The following is a 15795-nucleotide window of genomic DNA, read 5'->3' on the forward strand; positions in this document are numbered from 1 at the left end:
TTTTCTTTTAACCTCGAATTCAACTTTAAACTCAATTAAATGGACGCATACATAATAAATGGATATAGATCAGCGGTAGGGAAAGCTAAAAAAGGAGGGTTTCGGTTTTATCGGCCGGATGATCTCGCTGCTGATGTGATCAAGCATTTGGTGGCTCAAACACCGGGATTGGAAGCCAAAATGGTAGATGATCTGATCGTCGGAAATGCCGTGCCGGAGGCCGACCAAGGCATGCAAATGGGTCGGATGATTTCCCTTTTGGCTTTGGGAATCGACAATCCGGGTTTTGTTATGAACAGATATTGTGGCTCCGGAATCGAAGCGATCGCTTTGGCGGTAGGAAAAATCAAAGCAGGAATGGCCGATTGCATCATTGCAGGCGGAACTGAATCCATGTCGCTGGTCCCAATGATGGGCTATAAAACGGCCTTAAATTATAAAATTGCTACTGAAACCCCTTCTTATTACTTAAGTATGGGTTTAACGGCAGAAGAATTGGCCAAGGATTACAACATCACTCGAGAAGATTCAGATGCGTTTTCCGTTCGCTCTCATGATCGTGCCTTGGCTGCAATTTCAGAAGGTAAATTCAAAGACGAAATCGTTCCCATTGAAGTTACCGAAACCTATTTGGATGAAAAGGGAAAACGGAAAAATCGAACATTCACAGTAGATACCGATGAAGGCCCTCGCCCGGGCACCAGCATGGAAGTGCTTTCCAATTTAAAACCAGCTTTTAAAAACGGAGGTCAAGTAACTGCAGGCAATTCATCCCAAACTTCCGATGGAGCTGCATTTGTGGTTGTTATGTCAGAGCAATTGATGCTATCCTTAGGCTTAGCTCCGATCGCACGCATGATGTCCTATTCGGTTGCAGGGGTTGACCCGAGAATCATGGGAATCGGTCCTAAAGAAGCTGTCCCAAAAGCACTCAAGCAAGCTGGACTTTCCCTGAATGATATTGGATTGATTGAATTGAATGAAGCTTTTGCCACTCAAGCTTTGGCAGTAATCAGAGCCTTGGATATGGATGAGGAAATCGTCAATGTCAACGGAGGGGCGGTTGCTTTGGGTCATCCACTGGGTTGCACCGGAGCAAAACTTTCTGTCCAACTTTTCAATGAAATGAGACGCAGAAAGCAAAAATACGGAATGGTCACCGCCTGCGTAGGTGGTGGTCAAGGTGTAGCCGGAATTTATGAATTGTTCAAATAAACAGTAAAAGTCCAAAATCTTAAGTCAGAAAAAACTATGGCAACATTGTCAAAATCAATACAAGGAGGAGAATTCCTTATTCGGGAAACTCAGGCACAGGATGTCTTCATTCCCGAGCAGTTTAGCGAAGAGCAGAAAATGATGGCTCAAGCTTGTCAGGATTTTATCGATACGGAAATCACCCCAAATATTGAGGAGATTGACAGCATGAAAAATCCCGATTTGGTCCCCTCTATTTTTAAAAAAGCGGGAGAACTGGGTCTGCTGGGTATTTCGGTTCCCGAGCAATACGGAGGCATGGGAATGAGTTTCAATACGTCCATGTTGATTGCCGATATAATCGGTGCGGCAGGCTCCTTTTCGACGACTTATGGAGCTCATACGGGAATCGGAACTTTGCCAATTCTTTACTATGGTACCGAGGAACAAAAACAAAAATACCTACCCAAACTCGCAACTGGAGAATGGGCAGCCTGCTACTGTCTGACCGAACCTGACGCCGGATCCGATGCCAATAGCGGTAAAACCAGAGCCACGCTATCTGAAGATGGAAAATATTACCTGATAAACGGGCAAAAAATGTGGATTTCGAATGCGGGTTTTGCTGATTTGTTTATTGTCTTTGCCAAGATCGAAAACGACAAAAATCTCACTGCCTTCATCGTGGAAAAAACATTTGGTGGAATCACCATGAATGAGGAAGAGAAAAAGATGGGAATCAAAGGCTCTTCCACCCGTCAAGTATTTTTCAATGACTGCAAAGTTCCGGTCGAGAACATGCTTTCTGACCGTCAAAATGGATTTAAAATAGCTGTGAATATTCTCAACATTGGTCGCGTAAAACTAGGTGCCGGTGTTTTGGGAGGAGTGCGTACAGTCACTTCACTTGCCATTAAATACTCCACCGAGCGGAAGCAATTTGGGGTGAGTATCAATACATTCGGTGCAGTGAAGCGGATGCTGGCCGAAATGGCAACCCGGACCTTTGTTTCCGAATCTCTTTGCTACCGTGCCGGTCAGGATATTGAAGACCGAATGGCGGCATTGGTTGAAGAGGGCATGCCAGATGCGGAGGCAAAATTAAAAGCCCTGGAGCAATTTGCCATCGAGGCAGCTATTGCTAAAGTGCATGGGTCAGAAGTATTGGATTTTGTGGTGGATCAAGGCGTTCAGGTTTACGGGGGAATGGGGTATTCGGCAGATGCACCCATGGAGCGTGCCTATCGCGATGCTCGGATTTCTCGAATTTATGAAGGAACCAACGAAATTAACCGAATGCTGATGGTAGGGATGTTGCTCAAGCGGGCAATGAAAGGAGAAATTAATTTATTCGAGCCGGCCATGGCCGTTTCTGATGAATTGACCTCGGTCCCCTCTTTTGAAACAGTGGATACTTCTGAGCTGTTTGCAGCAGAAAAAGAGCTAATTAAAAAACTCAAGAAAGTATTCCTTATGGTTGGTGGAAAAGCGGCCATGGCACTGCAAGACCGAATCGAAGAGGAGCAGGAAATCATGATGAATTTGGCTGATGTGATGATCGAAATTTATGCAGCGGAATCTGCCCTTTTGAGAACCGAAAAACTAGTTAGTATTCAAGGAGAAGAAGCTTGCAAACATCAAATTGCCATGTCTCAGATTTATCTGACCGAGGCAGTGGATAAAATCAACTCCGCGGCCAAAGAAGCAATTGCCTCGTTTACGAAAGGAGACGAGCAGAAGGTGATGATGATGGGATTGAAACGCTACACCAAGATGGATTTGATCAATACAAAAGTCCTTCGACGACAGGTAGCAGACTATATGATCGAAGCGGGAAAATATCCTTTTTAATCCTTTGTATTGAAATTAAAAAACCCCTGAGTTGGCTAATTCAGGGGTTTTTGGATTCAATCAAATTCAGTTATTTCCCTTCTGGCTGGTATCGGGCTCGGTTTTCTTTGGTTTTATCAGATTACGAAGCATGGTTTTGGCTTCATTGACTACTTCGCTTTTTGCACCTTGAGTTTTTTTCTCCAACATTTTTTTGATACTATCCTGAGCGGATTCAGCTTTCAGCTTCAATTGTTGTTTGATACTGTCTTGAGCGGCTAGAAACTCCGCAGCTGCCTTTTCTTCTAGATTTTCTTTTTCTCCCTGAAGTCGAGATTTTAAAGCATTGCTAAGCAGCGATTCCATGCTGTTTCCTCCAGCAAGACTGACTTTGGGTTGATTGTAGGTCCCCGAGAGATTTAAGGCAATAGGAATTAAAGTCGATTCAGTGGCTTCCGTACCTGAAAGGCTTGCCAAAATCGAATTGGCCTGTGCTCCAAACTCCCCTGCAGGAACCTGCATATTAAGCAAATAATTGATCGATCCGTCAAATCCCGCTGTACCCTGAATTGTCGTTTCGTAATCCCAAAGTTTCAAAGTGAAGGGCTGCACATCCATTCGACCGTCTTGGATCTGAACGGGAATGGATAAATTTTTTAACTCAACCGTACTGGCATCTTTGAGTTTGGTCAAGCTCGTCACTCCTTCGAGTAGTTTACTTTCCCGAAGAGCAGCTTCTGCAATGTTCAAAATCCCATTCACGTCAATGGAGGAAAGCAAGGGCATCATATCCTGTCCTAATAAGCCAGAAAATGAGAAATTGGAATTGAAACGGCCAGTAATATCCTGGGCAATCGGAGCAAAAGCTCTTACACTACTGAATTTTTGAAAAGCTTCGGCAATGCTTAATTCCGCTACAGAAAGCGCAAAGTCAAATTTAGGCGCACTCAAATCCCTCGGATCATAGGCTCCATTAAGCTGAATCTGTCCTCCCAATGTTTCCATTCCTGCATCAAAAAATCGTAAAATGCCCTCACTTAGGGTCATTTTTCCTTGAGCTTGTGTTAGGGATAAGTTATCATACAGTACTTCATCAGCTTTAAAATCCATAGCAAAATTCACATTTTTAGGCAATGGAACTACCTCAAGCGCAGATTCTACTGAGTCGGCTGGATTTTCGGTCAACCATTCGTTGACATTAAATCTTGAGCTGCGCAAACTTAATTGCCCATTCAGCACCCCACTCTGGGAAAGCAAATATTCCATATAGTTGCTTAGGCTACCGGATGCTTGAACTGGACTTGTGCCTAAAACAGCATCAAACTCACTTAGATTCGCTTGTCGAGGATTGAAATCAAGCCTACTTTTTTTGATGGCTACCCCTTGCGGATATTCCCCGGAAACAAAATAAAATTCGGTAATTCCCATGGTTCCCGAGGCTTTAATGGCAGAATAGTTTTTAGTTGTCACCGCTTCGTAGGATCCGGAACTGCTCAAATCAGCTTGAATTTTTCCCCTCAATTCGGTGTCTTCTATCGGAATGATTTGAGTCAATTTTTCCAAATCTACTGCTCCAGCAAGCTTACCTTCCCAGTTGAGCTTTTCAAAATCCTGAATTTGGAATTTCCCTTCAATTCGTTCCTCCTCGAGCTCAAACCCGAAGGATTTCATGTCGACTAGAAAGTCTTGCATCGTCCCCTGTTTGTTGCTCAGTTTTGCCTGAGCATGGATATCTTCCAATGCGCTGGGAAATTCTTCGTTTCGAACCCTACCATTTTGAAAGTCAAATGTGGACTGAATAATAGGAAAGGTTTTGAGTGTGGAATCATAAGTTCCTCTAGCACTTGCATCAAATGAGAGATTTCCGGCCAATTCAGTTCCTTCAATAGGGAAAATAGAAGTGAGTTCAGCCAAATCTAATTTTCCTTGGAGTGTTCCCTCCATCAAATAATCGCGAAGATTTTCGAGTTGGAAATTCCCCGAAATTGGATTGCTCCCGACCAAAAGGGAAAAATCAGGAATCAAAACTTGGGTATTTTCCAAGTTGGAGGTTTCATTTTTTGCTCGAAAGTCTAGATTGATGGATTTGATCGGAGTGGGCAGATCGGGATATTGAAATTCTCCGTCGGTAATTTTTAGCTTGAGATCAAAACTTGGATACTGATCCTCAGCGTAAAGACCTTTGACAAAACCTCCAAAAGCCAATTCGCCTTCTGCACGAATCGCTGAAAACTGCTCCGAATACATGCCGGGAACTAGGGAAAGCACTTGCTTAAAATCTGTATCTGAACTTCCAAAATTCAGATCAAATTGAATCCCTTCTTCGGGTAATCCAATTAGCCCATTTAGATCAAACAAAAAATCATTCAGCGCAAAACGGCCTTCTGACAAAACAAAATCCATTTTCTCCAAGTCTACTTGCAAAATGGTTTCACCTTTGAAATTCTTGTTGCTTAGGTAATGGACATCTTCGTAAATGATATCCGCAATTAAAGCTTCAGCTTCCAAGGGCAAATCATACACGTCCAGTGTAAACTCTCCGCTTCCTTGAGCGGAAATATCCGCCAAGGCCAGCGTAAAATCCAAAGATCGATCATCATAGATTAAGTTGACCTTATCGGCAGTGATTTCCTTTATACCCAGCTTAAACTCGCTTTCTTGCTGTGCGGATTCTTCCCCACTTTCTTGGAGGATATCATAGTTTGCAGTCCCGTTTTCCAAAACCTTGATCAATACATCCCCGCCATTGATATGTAAAGCGGTTAGAGATGGATAGTCATCGAAAATGACTGATTTTAGGCTGAAATCCATTTCCAACTGATCGACTTGCATCAGCGTATCACCCTCAAATTCTTTCAAACCAACTATTCCAAAATCAGCAATTCCTGCACTTACGGATGGAAAATGGCGAAATAAACTGAGTGAAATTTTATCCGCATCAAAATAGACGTTGGCTTCGAGCTGCTCATCCAATTCTTGCTGGATTCGCGCTACGATTTGATCTTTAAAAAGATAAGGAACAGCCAAAGCAGTCCCGATTAACAACACAAAAATGCTGACAACGATACTAAGAGCCTTTTTCATTCTGAAGGTTGGTTTACCTAATCAAAACGAAGGAAGGTTATAATTGATTCATTCTAGTTAGGTTTGTTCAAATTCCGGGAAATGAAATTCCTTTAACTCTTCGGTAGAGATTCAAGGCATACTTGTCAGTCATTCCGGAAATGAAATCAATCAGCGATCGTAGAAGTGGATAAGGATTGACTTCTGCCCCCCAGCCTTTGAGCGGGAAGTCTTCAGGAAGCAAGCGAAGGATACTTTTGTCTTGTCCGGAAAATTGCTCGGTTTGGTAAAATTGATGATAAAGAGCCTGCCCAAAAACCGAGAGTAAGCCCTCCAATACCTGAAATCCAGCAGCTTCTTTTTCCAATACGATTTTCGAGCGGTAAATTTTTTGCACCGAAATCTCAGTGATTTGTTGAAGGGCTTTAGCTGAAGGAATGATATCCGTCAGCGCTTTATCAAAATTTCCCTTGCACATACTTTCCTCATAGTGGATAAAAGCCGCTACCGTTTCCTCAATGAGTTCACCTATTGCTAAAGCACGCAAAGCACCCAAATTTTGGGATTGACTCCGATTTTTGAGCTTTTCTGGATCAAATTTGTCTTTAAGTATTGGAGCCAAAAGCCTCACGGTCGTATCAAAATCCACCAATCCCATCGTGCAGCCATCTTCTAAATCAATGATGCTGTAGCAAATATCATCGGCCGCTTCAACCAAAAAAGCCAGGGGATGCCGAAACCAACATTCCTCACTGGATTGGCCGATTCCCAAAAAAGAACAAAGTTGTTCAAAATCAGCAAGTTGATTGATAAAAAAACCAAATTTCTTCTGACTTCTTCGAGCCACATCCCGATGACTGATCATGCTGGGTCGTGGATATTTGGTGAAAGCTGCAAGCGTAGCATAAGTCAGTTTTAGCCCAAATTGCTTGGAAACTAACATACGGAAACCCTGAGCATTTCCCTCAAAATTGCACAGATCAATCCATTGCTCAGGACGCACATGAGATTCCCAGACTTTTCCAGCAGGGTGGAATTTAAAAAAATCCGAGATCGCCTCCTCTCCCGCATGGCCAAAAGGAGGGTTTCCTATATCATGAGTCAATGCAGCTGCGGCTACTATACTTCCGATCTCCGAAGATGAAATCCCAGTTTTTTCCAGATTGGGATATTTTTCCAATAAATAGGAACCTGCAGCTTTACCCAGCGAGCGACCCACTGAGGAAACTTCCAGACTATGGGTTAATCGAGTATGGACAAAAGCTTGCTCTGGAAGCGGAAAAACTTGGGTTTTGTCCTGAAGATTTCGGAATGGAGCCGAAAAGATGATTCGATCGTAATCGACTTCAAATTCACTGCGTGCCGCCTGCGTGGCTATAAATCCCGGTTTGTCTCCAAATCGACCCCGGGCGAGGAGTCTTTCCCATTTCATCATGCCCAAAAATAAGAAGGGATTTATTCATAGCCTTGGATCAGTGGATAAGATTCTGGCATGGTGCTTGAAAATGTATGGGCTACACTAAACCAAAAACTCTTATGAAGAAGTATATTTCTTATTTGATGACTGCTCTGATTGCGGCGCTTACTTTTGGCTGCGACTTCAATGACTCCCCCAGCTTAGAGGAAGGTCAAGCCCGGGTGAATTTTTATTTAGTCGATGCTCCGGGAGACTTTGATGAAGTTTGGGTCGAGGTACTTGCCCTACGGGTCAAAGCCGGTGAGATTGATCTGGTCAACCAGGAGGATGAGGAAGATGAATCCGCTTGGGAAGAAATTCCCTTTGAAAATGAAAGCCAGATGATCAATTTGTTGGATTTGACGGGGAATAATTCCCAATTGCTTGGGGATGCTAATCTGCAAGCAGGTTCCATTCAGCAGCTGAGATTGATTCTCGGTGAAAATAACTATGTGGTCAAAGATGGGGAGGAATTCCCCCTCAAAACCCCAAGTGCTCAGCAGAGCGGGTTAAAAATTAAATTGAATGAGGAGATCGAAGCCGGAAGTTCTTACGATTTGGTGATTGATTTTGATGTGGCAAAATCCATCGTAGTAGCCGGAAATTCTGGAAATATTATTCTAAAGCCAGTTCTTCGGGCTTACCTGGATGAAACCGCTGGAATAATGGGTCAGGTACTTCCTCAAGAAGCCATGCCGATAGCTGTTTCGACCACAGTGGATGGCGAAGCGGTGACTACCTTTACCGACGAAGATGGAAACTTTAAAATTCAAGGACTTGATCCGGGAACGTATGCTGTTTTAATAACACCCAATGAAGGATTTGTGCCCGTGACCATAGAGGGAATCTTGGTTGATGAGGGAGAAATTACCCAAATTGATCCTGTGGTGCTGGAAGAACAGCAATAAGAAAATTTGAAAAGCCGGTTCGCCGGCTTTTTTTATGCTCCTAGAAATCAGCCTTTGTCAAAATTGGACTAAATTTACATCGTGAAATTTCTTCAAATCATCTTTCTGTCGGTTTTTTCTCTCGGTTTTTTGGCTTCTTGTTCGCCAAGCGACTCAAGCCCACAATCCTTACTTAATGTGGTTTTGGTAGATGCACCGCCAGCTTACGATTCAGTTTTTGTTGAGATTCTTGGAGTTGATGTGACCGTCAATGTTGCAGGAAGGGACACCGAGGCACAAACTATTTTTATTCCTTACGATTTGGGGGATAAGGAAATCAAAGTTTCGGATTTAGTGGCAGGAGAGGTATTGCTTTTGGGCAGGAGTGCTTTGCCACCCGGTCAATTGGTGGAAATGAAGTTGATTTTGGGTGATAGACATTTTTTGTGGGAGGATGAGGATCGTTATCCCATACCCTTTACTGATGGCTTCTCCAGGGAAATTCCCCTAGCTGTAAATTTGATTTTGGAGCCTGGGTTTTCTTACGACGTGATCGTGGATTTTGATTTGGAAAAATCCATTCAGACGATCCAGTCTGATCCACTTACTTTGCTTTTTACCCCGACTGTATCGGCCTTAATTCCTGGAACCTTCGGGGAAATTTCCGGAAACCTTGCTCCCAATACCTTGAGTCCTGCCCTAGTCGCAGCCAGTGAATCCGACACAGTAAGTACCCATACCAATGATTCAGGGAATTTTCTCTTGAGACTTCCTGCGGGGATATACGATCTTTTCATTGACCCGAAGAATGCGGATTATTTACCCGATACCCTCCAAAATGTGGAGGTGAAAAAGGGTGAATCCCTTTCCCTTGATCCCATTACACTGAGCCCTATTCCTGCTGAAGATGACTAAGGATGAGCACTACATGCGGCGTGCTTTGGAGCTGGCTGAGTGGGGAAAGGGTCATGTCAGTCCCAACCCATTGGTTGGCTGTGTCCTAGTTTATCAGGACAAAATCATCGGCGAGGGATACCATCAGCGATATGGCGAAGCGCATGCTGAGGTCAACGCCATCGCTTCGGTAGAGAATCAGGAATTACTCACCGAATCCACCGTTTATGTGACCTTAGAACCTTGTGCACATTTTGGGAAAACCCCGCCTTGTGCCCATCTTTTGGTTGAAAAAAAGGTCAAGAAAGTCGTGATTGCTGCGATGGACTCTAATCCTTTGGTAGGTGGAAAAGGGGTAGAAATTCTTAAAAATGCTGGAATAGAGGTGCATACAGGAATTTTGGAAAAAGCAGCACGTTGGCAAAATCGACGTTTTTTCACTCAGATCGAAAAAAACCGTCCTTACATTATCCTCAAATGGGCGCAAACCCAGGATGGATTTGTGGCCCGAAGTGATTTTTCGTCCAAGTGGATTTCCAATTCTCAAAGTCGACAATTGGTACACAAATGGCGCTCGGAAGAAGCTGCTATTTTGGTAGGGAAGAATACGGCCCTTTATGATGACCCTTCACTTGATGTGCGAGATTGGGTCGGGAAGAATCCGATTCGCCTGGTAATTGACCAAGACTTATCCCTGCGGTCAAGCTTGAAACTTTTTGACCAAACTAACCCCACCATTTGTTACAATGTAAAAAAGGATGAGCTCAAGAAAAATTTAGAATTCAAAAAGCTTTCTCCTCAATTTTCCTTGTCAGAACTAGTAGCTGATCTTCATGAGCGTAAAATTCAAAGCCTCATCGTCGAAGGTGGAGCCTTTGTTTTGAATCAATTTTTGCAAGCCGAACTTTGGGATGAGGCTCGTGTGTTTACTAGTCAAAATAAATTTACTGCAGGGATCAAAGCTCCTGCGCTTAGCTACGCTCCTTCAGAGCAAATTTGCATTCAAAACGATAATTTAGCCATTTACTATCATGTCTGAAAATTTATATATCCCCGAAACATCAACTAAATCTGAAACATACCAAGCGATTATTCCACAAATCGAGTCCTTGATAAGTGGGGAACCGGATCTTTACGCAAACCTTTCAAATATTGCAGCTGCCTTAAAGCAGAGTTTTAACTTTTTTTGGGTAGGATTTTACCTGGTTAAAGAAAATCAGTTGGTTTTGGGGCCATTTCAAGGACCGATTGCCTGCACTCGGATTTCTTATGGAGCCGGAGTTTGCGGGACTGCTTGGTCGGAGGGCAAAACCCAGCTTGTACCTGATGTGGATGCTTTTCCAGGACATATTGCCTGTAGTGCCGCCAGTAAATCAGAGATCGTGGTACCCGTTTTTAAGGACAGTCAGGTAGCGATGGTTTTGGATGTGGACAGTGATCAGCTCAATGATTTTGATGAGACAGATCAATTGTACTTGGAAAGGTTAATGGGAATTTTGGCTTCAAAAATTTAAAGGCTCTCCCCTATCCAAAATATGGATGAGGCTCGAAATTCTGTGATTCCTTCAGGCACTTCAACCATTGTGGCGTAGTGGATAGGCAAAATCAAATTTCCGTTCGAATTTTCGATTTCGATCGGCATGCCCTCCTTTCCATAAATTTCAATGGTCCCTGCAGCCAACCATTTTTTGAAAGGAGTTGATTTTATGGGATAAAAACGCCACTGGTTCTCGAAAACAGTCAAATCCATCCACTGAATAAAAGGATCGAGTTCAGATACGTGTTGATGAGCAAACCCAACTAAATGCGCCCCAGAATGCCCTGATGCATGAAGGTAATGAAGACCCTCTGCTAAAAATTCCTGCGGGTTGCAAGTTAGAAATCGAAGGGGGTACTGCTGTTCAAGGAGAGAAAGGTTTTTACGCTGAAATTCTTCCGTAGCTAGAATAACGTCTATTTTTACCCCCCAGCTCAAAACTTCATCTACACTTTCTTGGCAAACCAGCAGGGTGGGAACCCATTCCAAAAGTGAAGCCACTTGATCAAATTTGATCAGGTGGGTGTTCAGTATAAAAACCGCCGGCTCTTGCTGCTCTTTGACAAAATGATGTGAGGACATTAGAAATGGAGTTTTTGATAAAAGCGGAAAGCATTTTCGGATGCCAACTTTTGGAGTTGATTTTCAGTGAGTTGTTTTCCCAATTCCTTTAAAATCAAAGGGTATTTGGAAGCGTCTTCTGCTAAGGGGAAATAGAAGGGATGTCGGCTTTTGTCGGGGAAATCGGAAGTGTAGAAGAAATCAGCCCCAAAGCATTGCGCATTTTCTCCTCCGATCTTAATCCCGTGAAGCAGATGGTCAAAGAGTCGATTAGGGACTTCATTATCTAAAAAAGCCCGAAGAAAATTGACCCCGATGATTCCCCCTTCCTTGATGATTTCTTGAGCAAACTCATCACTCAGGTTTCGTTTATGATTCCAAATTGAACGAAAATTGGAATGACTGGCGATTACCGGAATTTTTAAATTTTGGTTGTTGATATGGGTTAAAATTCCTTCAGCTAAAAGGTCAGAGGTATGGGAAAGGTCAATCGGGATATTTTTCCCGGACATGTAATCCAAAAGCCTTTTTCCATCATCTTTCAATCCGATGCCCTCTGTATAATTGCCTCCTCCAAAACGATTTTCGGTATGATGGGTCAGGCTGATGTAGGCAAGACGACCCACTTTTTCTAAAATTAAATCAAATTGACGATAGATTTCTGTCCAGCTGGCGGCTTCATTGCCGATTCCAGCCGCATTTTCTATTGCTGCAAAAATTCCGATTTTGGTGGGATGAAAATCTGAACTCGGCTGATAGGCATAAAAAGTATCAGGGTATTTTTCGCTTAGCTCCCTGAATAAATCTGCCTGTTTAAGCCCTAACTGCATGGATTCGGTACGGACATCGGTATAAATTGCCGTGACTTGGACTTTGACATTTCCCTGCTTAAGAAAAGGGACTGCACAGGCAATTTCCTTTGGATTGAAAGGATCCCCGAAGGGATATTTTGCTAAATAGGAAAGCAAATCACAATGAAGATCAAAGACTGGAAAGGACATGGGAGGGCTTTTGGGCAAAGTAAACCAAAAAAATGGGTGTTTTTTAATACTTTTAGGTCGAAATTTGGTTTAATCACTGAGTACAACAAACTAGTTAAAAACAAAAATTATGGCTTTGACCCCTCCTTTTAATTTCAAAAAATGGATTGATGAAAACCGGCATTTGCTCAAGCCTCCTGTTGGAAATCAGCAGGTCTTCAAAGGCAATGATGATTTTATTGTCATGGTAGTCGGTGGTCCAAATTCTAGAAAGGATTATCACTATGACGAGGGAGAAGAATTTTTTTATCAGTTGGAAGGGGATATCTTGCTGAAAGTCATCGATGAGGGTCAACCTAAAGATATTGAAATCAAAGAAGGCGAAATATTTCTCCTACCTCCCAAAGTTCCACATTCCCCCCGAAGACCAGCAAACACGGTAGGCTTGGTAGTGGAACGATACCGAAGGGCTGGAGAGAAGGACGGTTTTATTTGGCATTGCGAAAACTGCGGAAATCTGCTTTATGAAGAATACGTCGAGCTGACTGATATCGTCAATCAATTGCCTCCGATCATGGATCGTTTTTGGAGTAATATGGAGCACCGAACCTGCAAAAAATGTGGGACGGTTATGGAAAAGTAGTGGCAATATCTGTTTCTGCATGTGGGAAAGCAATTTAATGCCCACCTTTAGGCCTTGGTCTAAGAATAATTGACCTCAAAAATTATGAACTTAAAAACAGTTGAATTCTCTGAGTCTTTTGCCAGAGAGATGGACTTCAAAGATTCGCTTGCACAGTTTAGATCCCGTTTTTACTTTCCCAAAGTAAAGGGTCAAGAAGCAATCTATTTTTGTGGGAATTCACTTGGTCTTCAACCCAAAATGGTTAAAGATTACCTAGACCAAGAGTTAAAAAACTGGGCAGAATTGGCAGTAGACGGTCATTTTCAGGGAGAGGATGCCTGGTATCATATTCGGAAAAAATCCAAACCGGCATTGGCCGAAATTCTCGGCGCTCAGGAACATGAGGTAGTGGCAATGAATAATTTGAGCGTAAACCTGCACTTGTTGATGGTATCCTTTTATCGCCCAACGGCTGAGCGATTTAAAATCATCATTGAAAAGGGAGCCTTTCCTTCCGATCAGTACATGCTGGAAAGTCAAGTCAAATTCCATGGTTTGAACCCCGATGAGGTGATCGTTGAGTTGGGCCCGAGAGCTGGAGAGTATACGCTTCGAACCGAAGACATTTTAGCTGAAATTCGAAATCAAGGGGATCAGCTCGCTTTGGTCAATATGGCAGGACTGCAATATTATACCGGACAACTTTTTGATATGAAAGCCATTACTGCTGCCGCACATGAGGTAGGTGCTTTAGCAGGTTTTGATTTGGCTCATGCGGTGGGAAATGTTCCTCTTCAGCTTCATGACTGGGAGGTAGACTTTGCAACTTGGTGTAGCTATAAGTATTTGAATTCTGGTCCGGGAAATGTTTCCGGAATTTTTGTTCATGAGCGATTTGCCGAACGACCTGACTTGCCGCGCTTTGCAGGCTGGTGGGGCCATGACGAAGGACAGCGATTTGCCATGGAAAAAGGGTTTTTGCCCATGTTTGGTGCCGATGGTTGGCAGCTCGCTAATTCTAATGTACTCGCTCTGGCTGCCCATCAAGCGTCTTTGGATATCTTTCAGGAAGCTGGAATTCAAAGATTGCGTGAGAAAAGTGAACAATTAACGGGCTATTTGGAGTTTTTAATAAATAAAATCAGTGGTGAATCTGGGATTTTAGAAATAATTACGCCTGAAAATCGAAGTCAAAGAGGCTGTCAGTTATCTTTGCTCATTCATCGCGGCGGTAAGACTGTTTTCGATGAGTGGTATCAGCAAGGGGTAGTGGGCGACTGGAGACATCCCAATGTTATTCGTTTGGCCCCTACGCCACTTTACAACAGTTTCATGGATGTGTTTCGCTTTGGCAAGATTCTGGAACAATCCCTTAAAAAATTCGCTTAACAAAGCGTGGGAAAAAAACTCCTCATGGAAAAAAACGAAATTACCATATTGGGCGCTGGTTTGATCGGCACCCTAATGGCCATATATCTCAAAAAACAAGGACTTGGCGTAACCGTTTACGACAAGCGTCCAGACAAGCGAAAAACGCTCGTCGACGAAGGGGGAAGATCCATCAATATGGCACTTAGCCATCGAGGATGGAAAAGCCTTGAGCAGGTGGGCCTAAAAGACAAAGTTTTACCTTTGGCCATTCCGATGTTTGGACGAAAAGTTCACGATGAACACGGCGGAACGGCTTTTATTTCCTATGGAAAAGAGGATCAGGCAATTTATTCTATTTCCAGGGGAAAATTCAATCAGCTGCTAGCCGAAGAGGCTGAGCGTTTAGGTGCTGAGATTCGTTTTGAGCATAAATTTTTGGATGTAAATTTTGAAAATCAGGAAATCATTTTTGAAACCAAGGAGGGAAAACTAAAGCAGACAGTTCCGGTAATCATTGGGGCAGATGGAGCATATTCTGCACTCAGAACGGCGATGCAAAAGCAAATTCGCTTTAACTATCGCCAAGAATATATTTCACATGGCTACAAAGAACTGACCATCCCTCCTACTGCAGAGGGAGAATTTGCGATGGATCCCAATGCGCTGCACATCTGGCCGAGGGGGAAGTTTATGCTGATCGCCTTACCTAATCCCGATCAATCTTTTACCTGCACCTTGTTTCTTCCTTTTGAAGGTACTAAAGTATGCTTTGAAAAAATCAATGATGAATTCGATTTGGAGCAGGTTTTTCGGTCCTACTTTGATGACGCCTATCATTTGATGCCGGATTTGAAAAAGGAATACTTTAAGAACCCGACTTCCGCCTTGATTAATGTAGAGTGCTATCCCTGGGTCAAAGGGCATAGTTTACTTCTTGGAGACGCTTCCCATGCGATGGTTCCTTTTTATGGTCAGGGAATGAATTGTGGCTTTGAGGATTGCTTTGTCCTGAATCAATTGATTGAGAAGTATGGGTTAAATTCTTGGGATTTGGTTTTTGAAAAATTCCAGAAAAAGAGAAAACCTGATACGGATGCGATCTGTCAGTTGGCCATGGAGAATTTTATTGAGATGCGGGATTCAGTAGCTGATCCGAAATTTATAATCCGAAAAAAGATCGAGGCCAAACTTCATGAGCTTTATCCCAAAGAATGGATTCCGCTTTATTCCATGGTTACTTTTTCGGATATGGGCTATGCCGAGGCCTATGCACAGGGAAAATTGCAAGAAGCCATCATGGATAAAGTCATGGCTGATCCTTTGATAACTGAAAATTGGGATAAGCTGGATTACTTAGATATCATAGACAAAATGGAAACGGCTAAGGCTGTTTAAAC

The 15795-nt window shown here is 43.0% G+C and carries 13 protein-coding genes; 9 read left to right on the forward strand and 4 right to left on the reverse strand.

Annotation, left to right across the window (positions count from 1 at the left end):
* Positions 1–39 precede the first annotated feature (39 nt).
* Complete coding sequence (locus Q0L00_RS08360; RefSeq protein WP_297336424.1) at positions 40–1215, forward strand: acetyl-CoA C-acyltransferase; 1176 nt, start codon at positions 40–42, stop codon at positions 1213–1215.
* A 36-nt stretch (positions 1216–1251) separates the two neighbouring features.
* Positions 1252–3045, forward strand: a complete 1794-nt coding sequence (locus Q0L00_RS08365) for an acyl-CoA dehydrogenase family protein (protein WP_297336425.1) — start codon at positions 1252–1254, stop codon at positions 3043–3045.
* 66 nt (positions 3046–3111) lie between these two features.
* On the opposite strand, the gene Q0L00_RS08370 is transcribed toward Q0L00_RS08365, so the two are convergent.
* On the reverse strand, positions 3112–6108 hold the full coding sequence (locus Q0L00_RS08370) for an AsmA-like C-terminal region-containing protein (RefSeq protein ID WP_297336426.1): 2997 nt from the start codon (positions 6106–6108) through the stop codon (positions 3112–3114).
* Between the two features lie 67 nt (positions 6109–6175).
* Positions 6176–7519 (reverse strand): dGTP triphosphohydrolase, encoded by a 1344-nt coding sequence (gene dgt, locus Q0L00_RS08375; protein WP_297336504.1) that lies wholly within the window; start codon positions 7517–7519, stop codon positions 6176–6178.
* Between the two features lie 104 nt (positions 7520–7623).
* Here dgt and Q0L00_RS08380 point away from each other — a divergent pair, with 104 nt between their 5' ends.
* The 4 genes from Q0L00_RS08380 to Q0L00_RS08395 all read left to right on the forward strand — a co-directional run bounded on the left by Q0L00_RS08380 (position 7624) and on the right by Q0L00_RS08395 (position 10838).
* Positions 7624–8451 (forward strand): DUF4382 domain-containing protein, encoded by an 828-nt coding sequence (locus tag Q0L00_RS08380; protein WP_297336427.1) that lies wholly within the window; start codon positions 7624–7626, stop codon positions 8449–8451.
* 81 nt (positions 8452–8532) lie between these two features.
* Complete coding sequence (locus tag Q0L00_RS08385) at positions 8533–9345, forward strand: DUF4382 domain-containing protein (RefSeq protein WP_297336428.1); 813 nt, start codon at positions 8533–8535, stop codon at positions 9343–9345.
* Positions 9338–10363, forward strand: coding sequence for a bifunctional diaminohydroxyphosphoribosylaminopyrimidine deaminase/5-amino-6-(5-phosphoribosylamino)uracil reductase RibD (gene ribD / locus Q0L00_RS08390; protein WP_297336429.1), 1026 nt, complete (start codon positions 9338–9340; stop codon positions 10361–10363). Before Q0L00_RS08385 ends, ribD begins: the two co-directional genes overlap by 8 nt.
* Positions 10356–10838: a GAF domain-containing protein gene (locus Q0L00_RS08395; protein WP_297336430.1), complete on the forward strand. Its 483-nt coding sequence runs from the start codon at positions 10356–10358 to the stop codon at positions 10836–10838. Before ribD ends, Q0L00_RS08395 begins: the two co-directional genes overlap by 8 nt.
* Here the strand turns inward: Q0L00_RS08395 and Q0L00_RS08400 are convergent.
* Both Q0L00_RS08400 and Q0L00_RS08405 read right to left on the reverse strand, forming a co-directional pair.
* Positions 10835–11443 (reverse strand): thiamine pyrophosphokinase, encoded by a 609-nt coding sequence (locus tag Q0L00_RS08400; protein ID WP_297336431.1) that lies wholly within the window; start codon positions 11441–11443, stop codon positions 10835–10837. The genes Q0L00_RS08395 and Q0L00_RS08400 overlap by 4 nt on opposite strands.
* The gene (locus tag Q0L00_RS08405) at positions 11443–12423 is read right to left on the reverse strand and encodes a membrane dipeptidase (RefSeq protein WP_297336432.1); all 981 of its coding nucleotides are present in this window, start codon (positions 12421–12423) and stop codon (positions 11443–11445) included. Before Q0L00_RS08405 ends, Q0L00_RS08400 begins: the two co-directional genes overlap by 1 nt.
* Before the next feature lie 109 nt (positions 12424–12532).
* On the opposite strand from Q0L00_RS08405, the gene Q0L00_RS08410 reads away from it, so the two are divergent.
* The 3 genes from Q0L00_RS08410 (at position 12533) to Q0L00_RS08420 (ending at position 15793) form a co-directional block, all read left to right on the forward strand.
* Positions 12533–13045, forward strand: coding sequence for a 3-hydroxyanthranilate 3,4-dioxygenase (locus Q0L00_RS08410; protein WP_297336433.1), 513 nt, complete (start codon positions 12533–12535; stop codon positions 13043–13045).
* 84 nt (positions 13046–13129) lie between these two features.
* On the forward strand, positions 13130–14416 hold the full coding sequence (kynU, locus tag Q0L00_RS08415; protein WP_297336434.1) for a kynureninase: 1287 nt from the start codon (positions 13130–13132) through the stop codon (positions 14414–14416).
* A gap of 24 nt (positions 14417–14440) precedes the next feature.
* Positions 14441–15793 carry an NAD(P)/FAD-dependent oxidoreductase gene (locus tag Q0L00_RS08420; RefSeq protein WP_297336435.1) on the forward strand — a complete coding sequence of 451 codons (1353 nt, stop codon included), beginning with the start codon at positions 14441–14443 and terminating at the stop codon, positions 15791–15793.
* Positions 15794–15795: the final 2 nt, after the last annotated feature.

Source organism: Algoriphagus sp. (genome assembly GCF_024305035.1).
Lineage (GTDB): Bacteria > Bacteroidota > Bacteroidia > Cytophagales > Cyclobacteriaceae > Algoriphagus.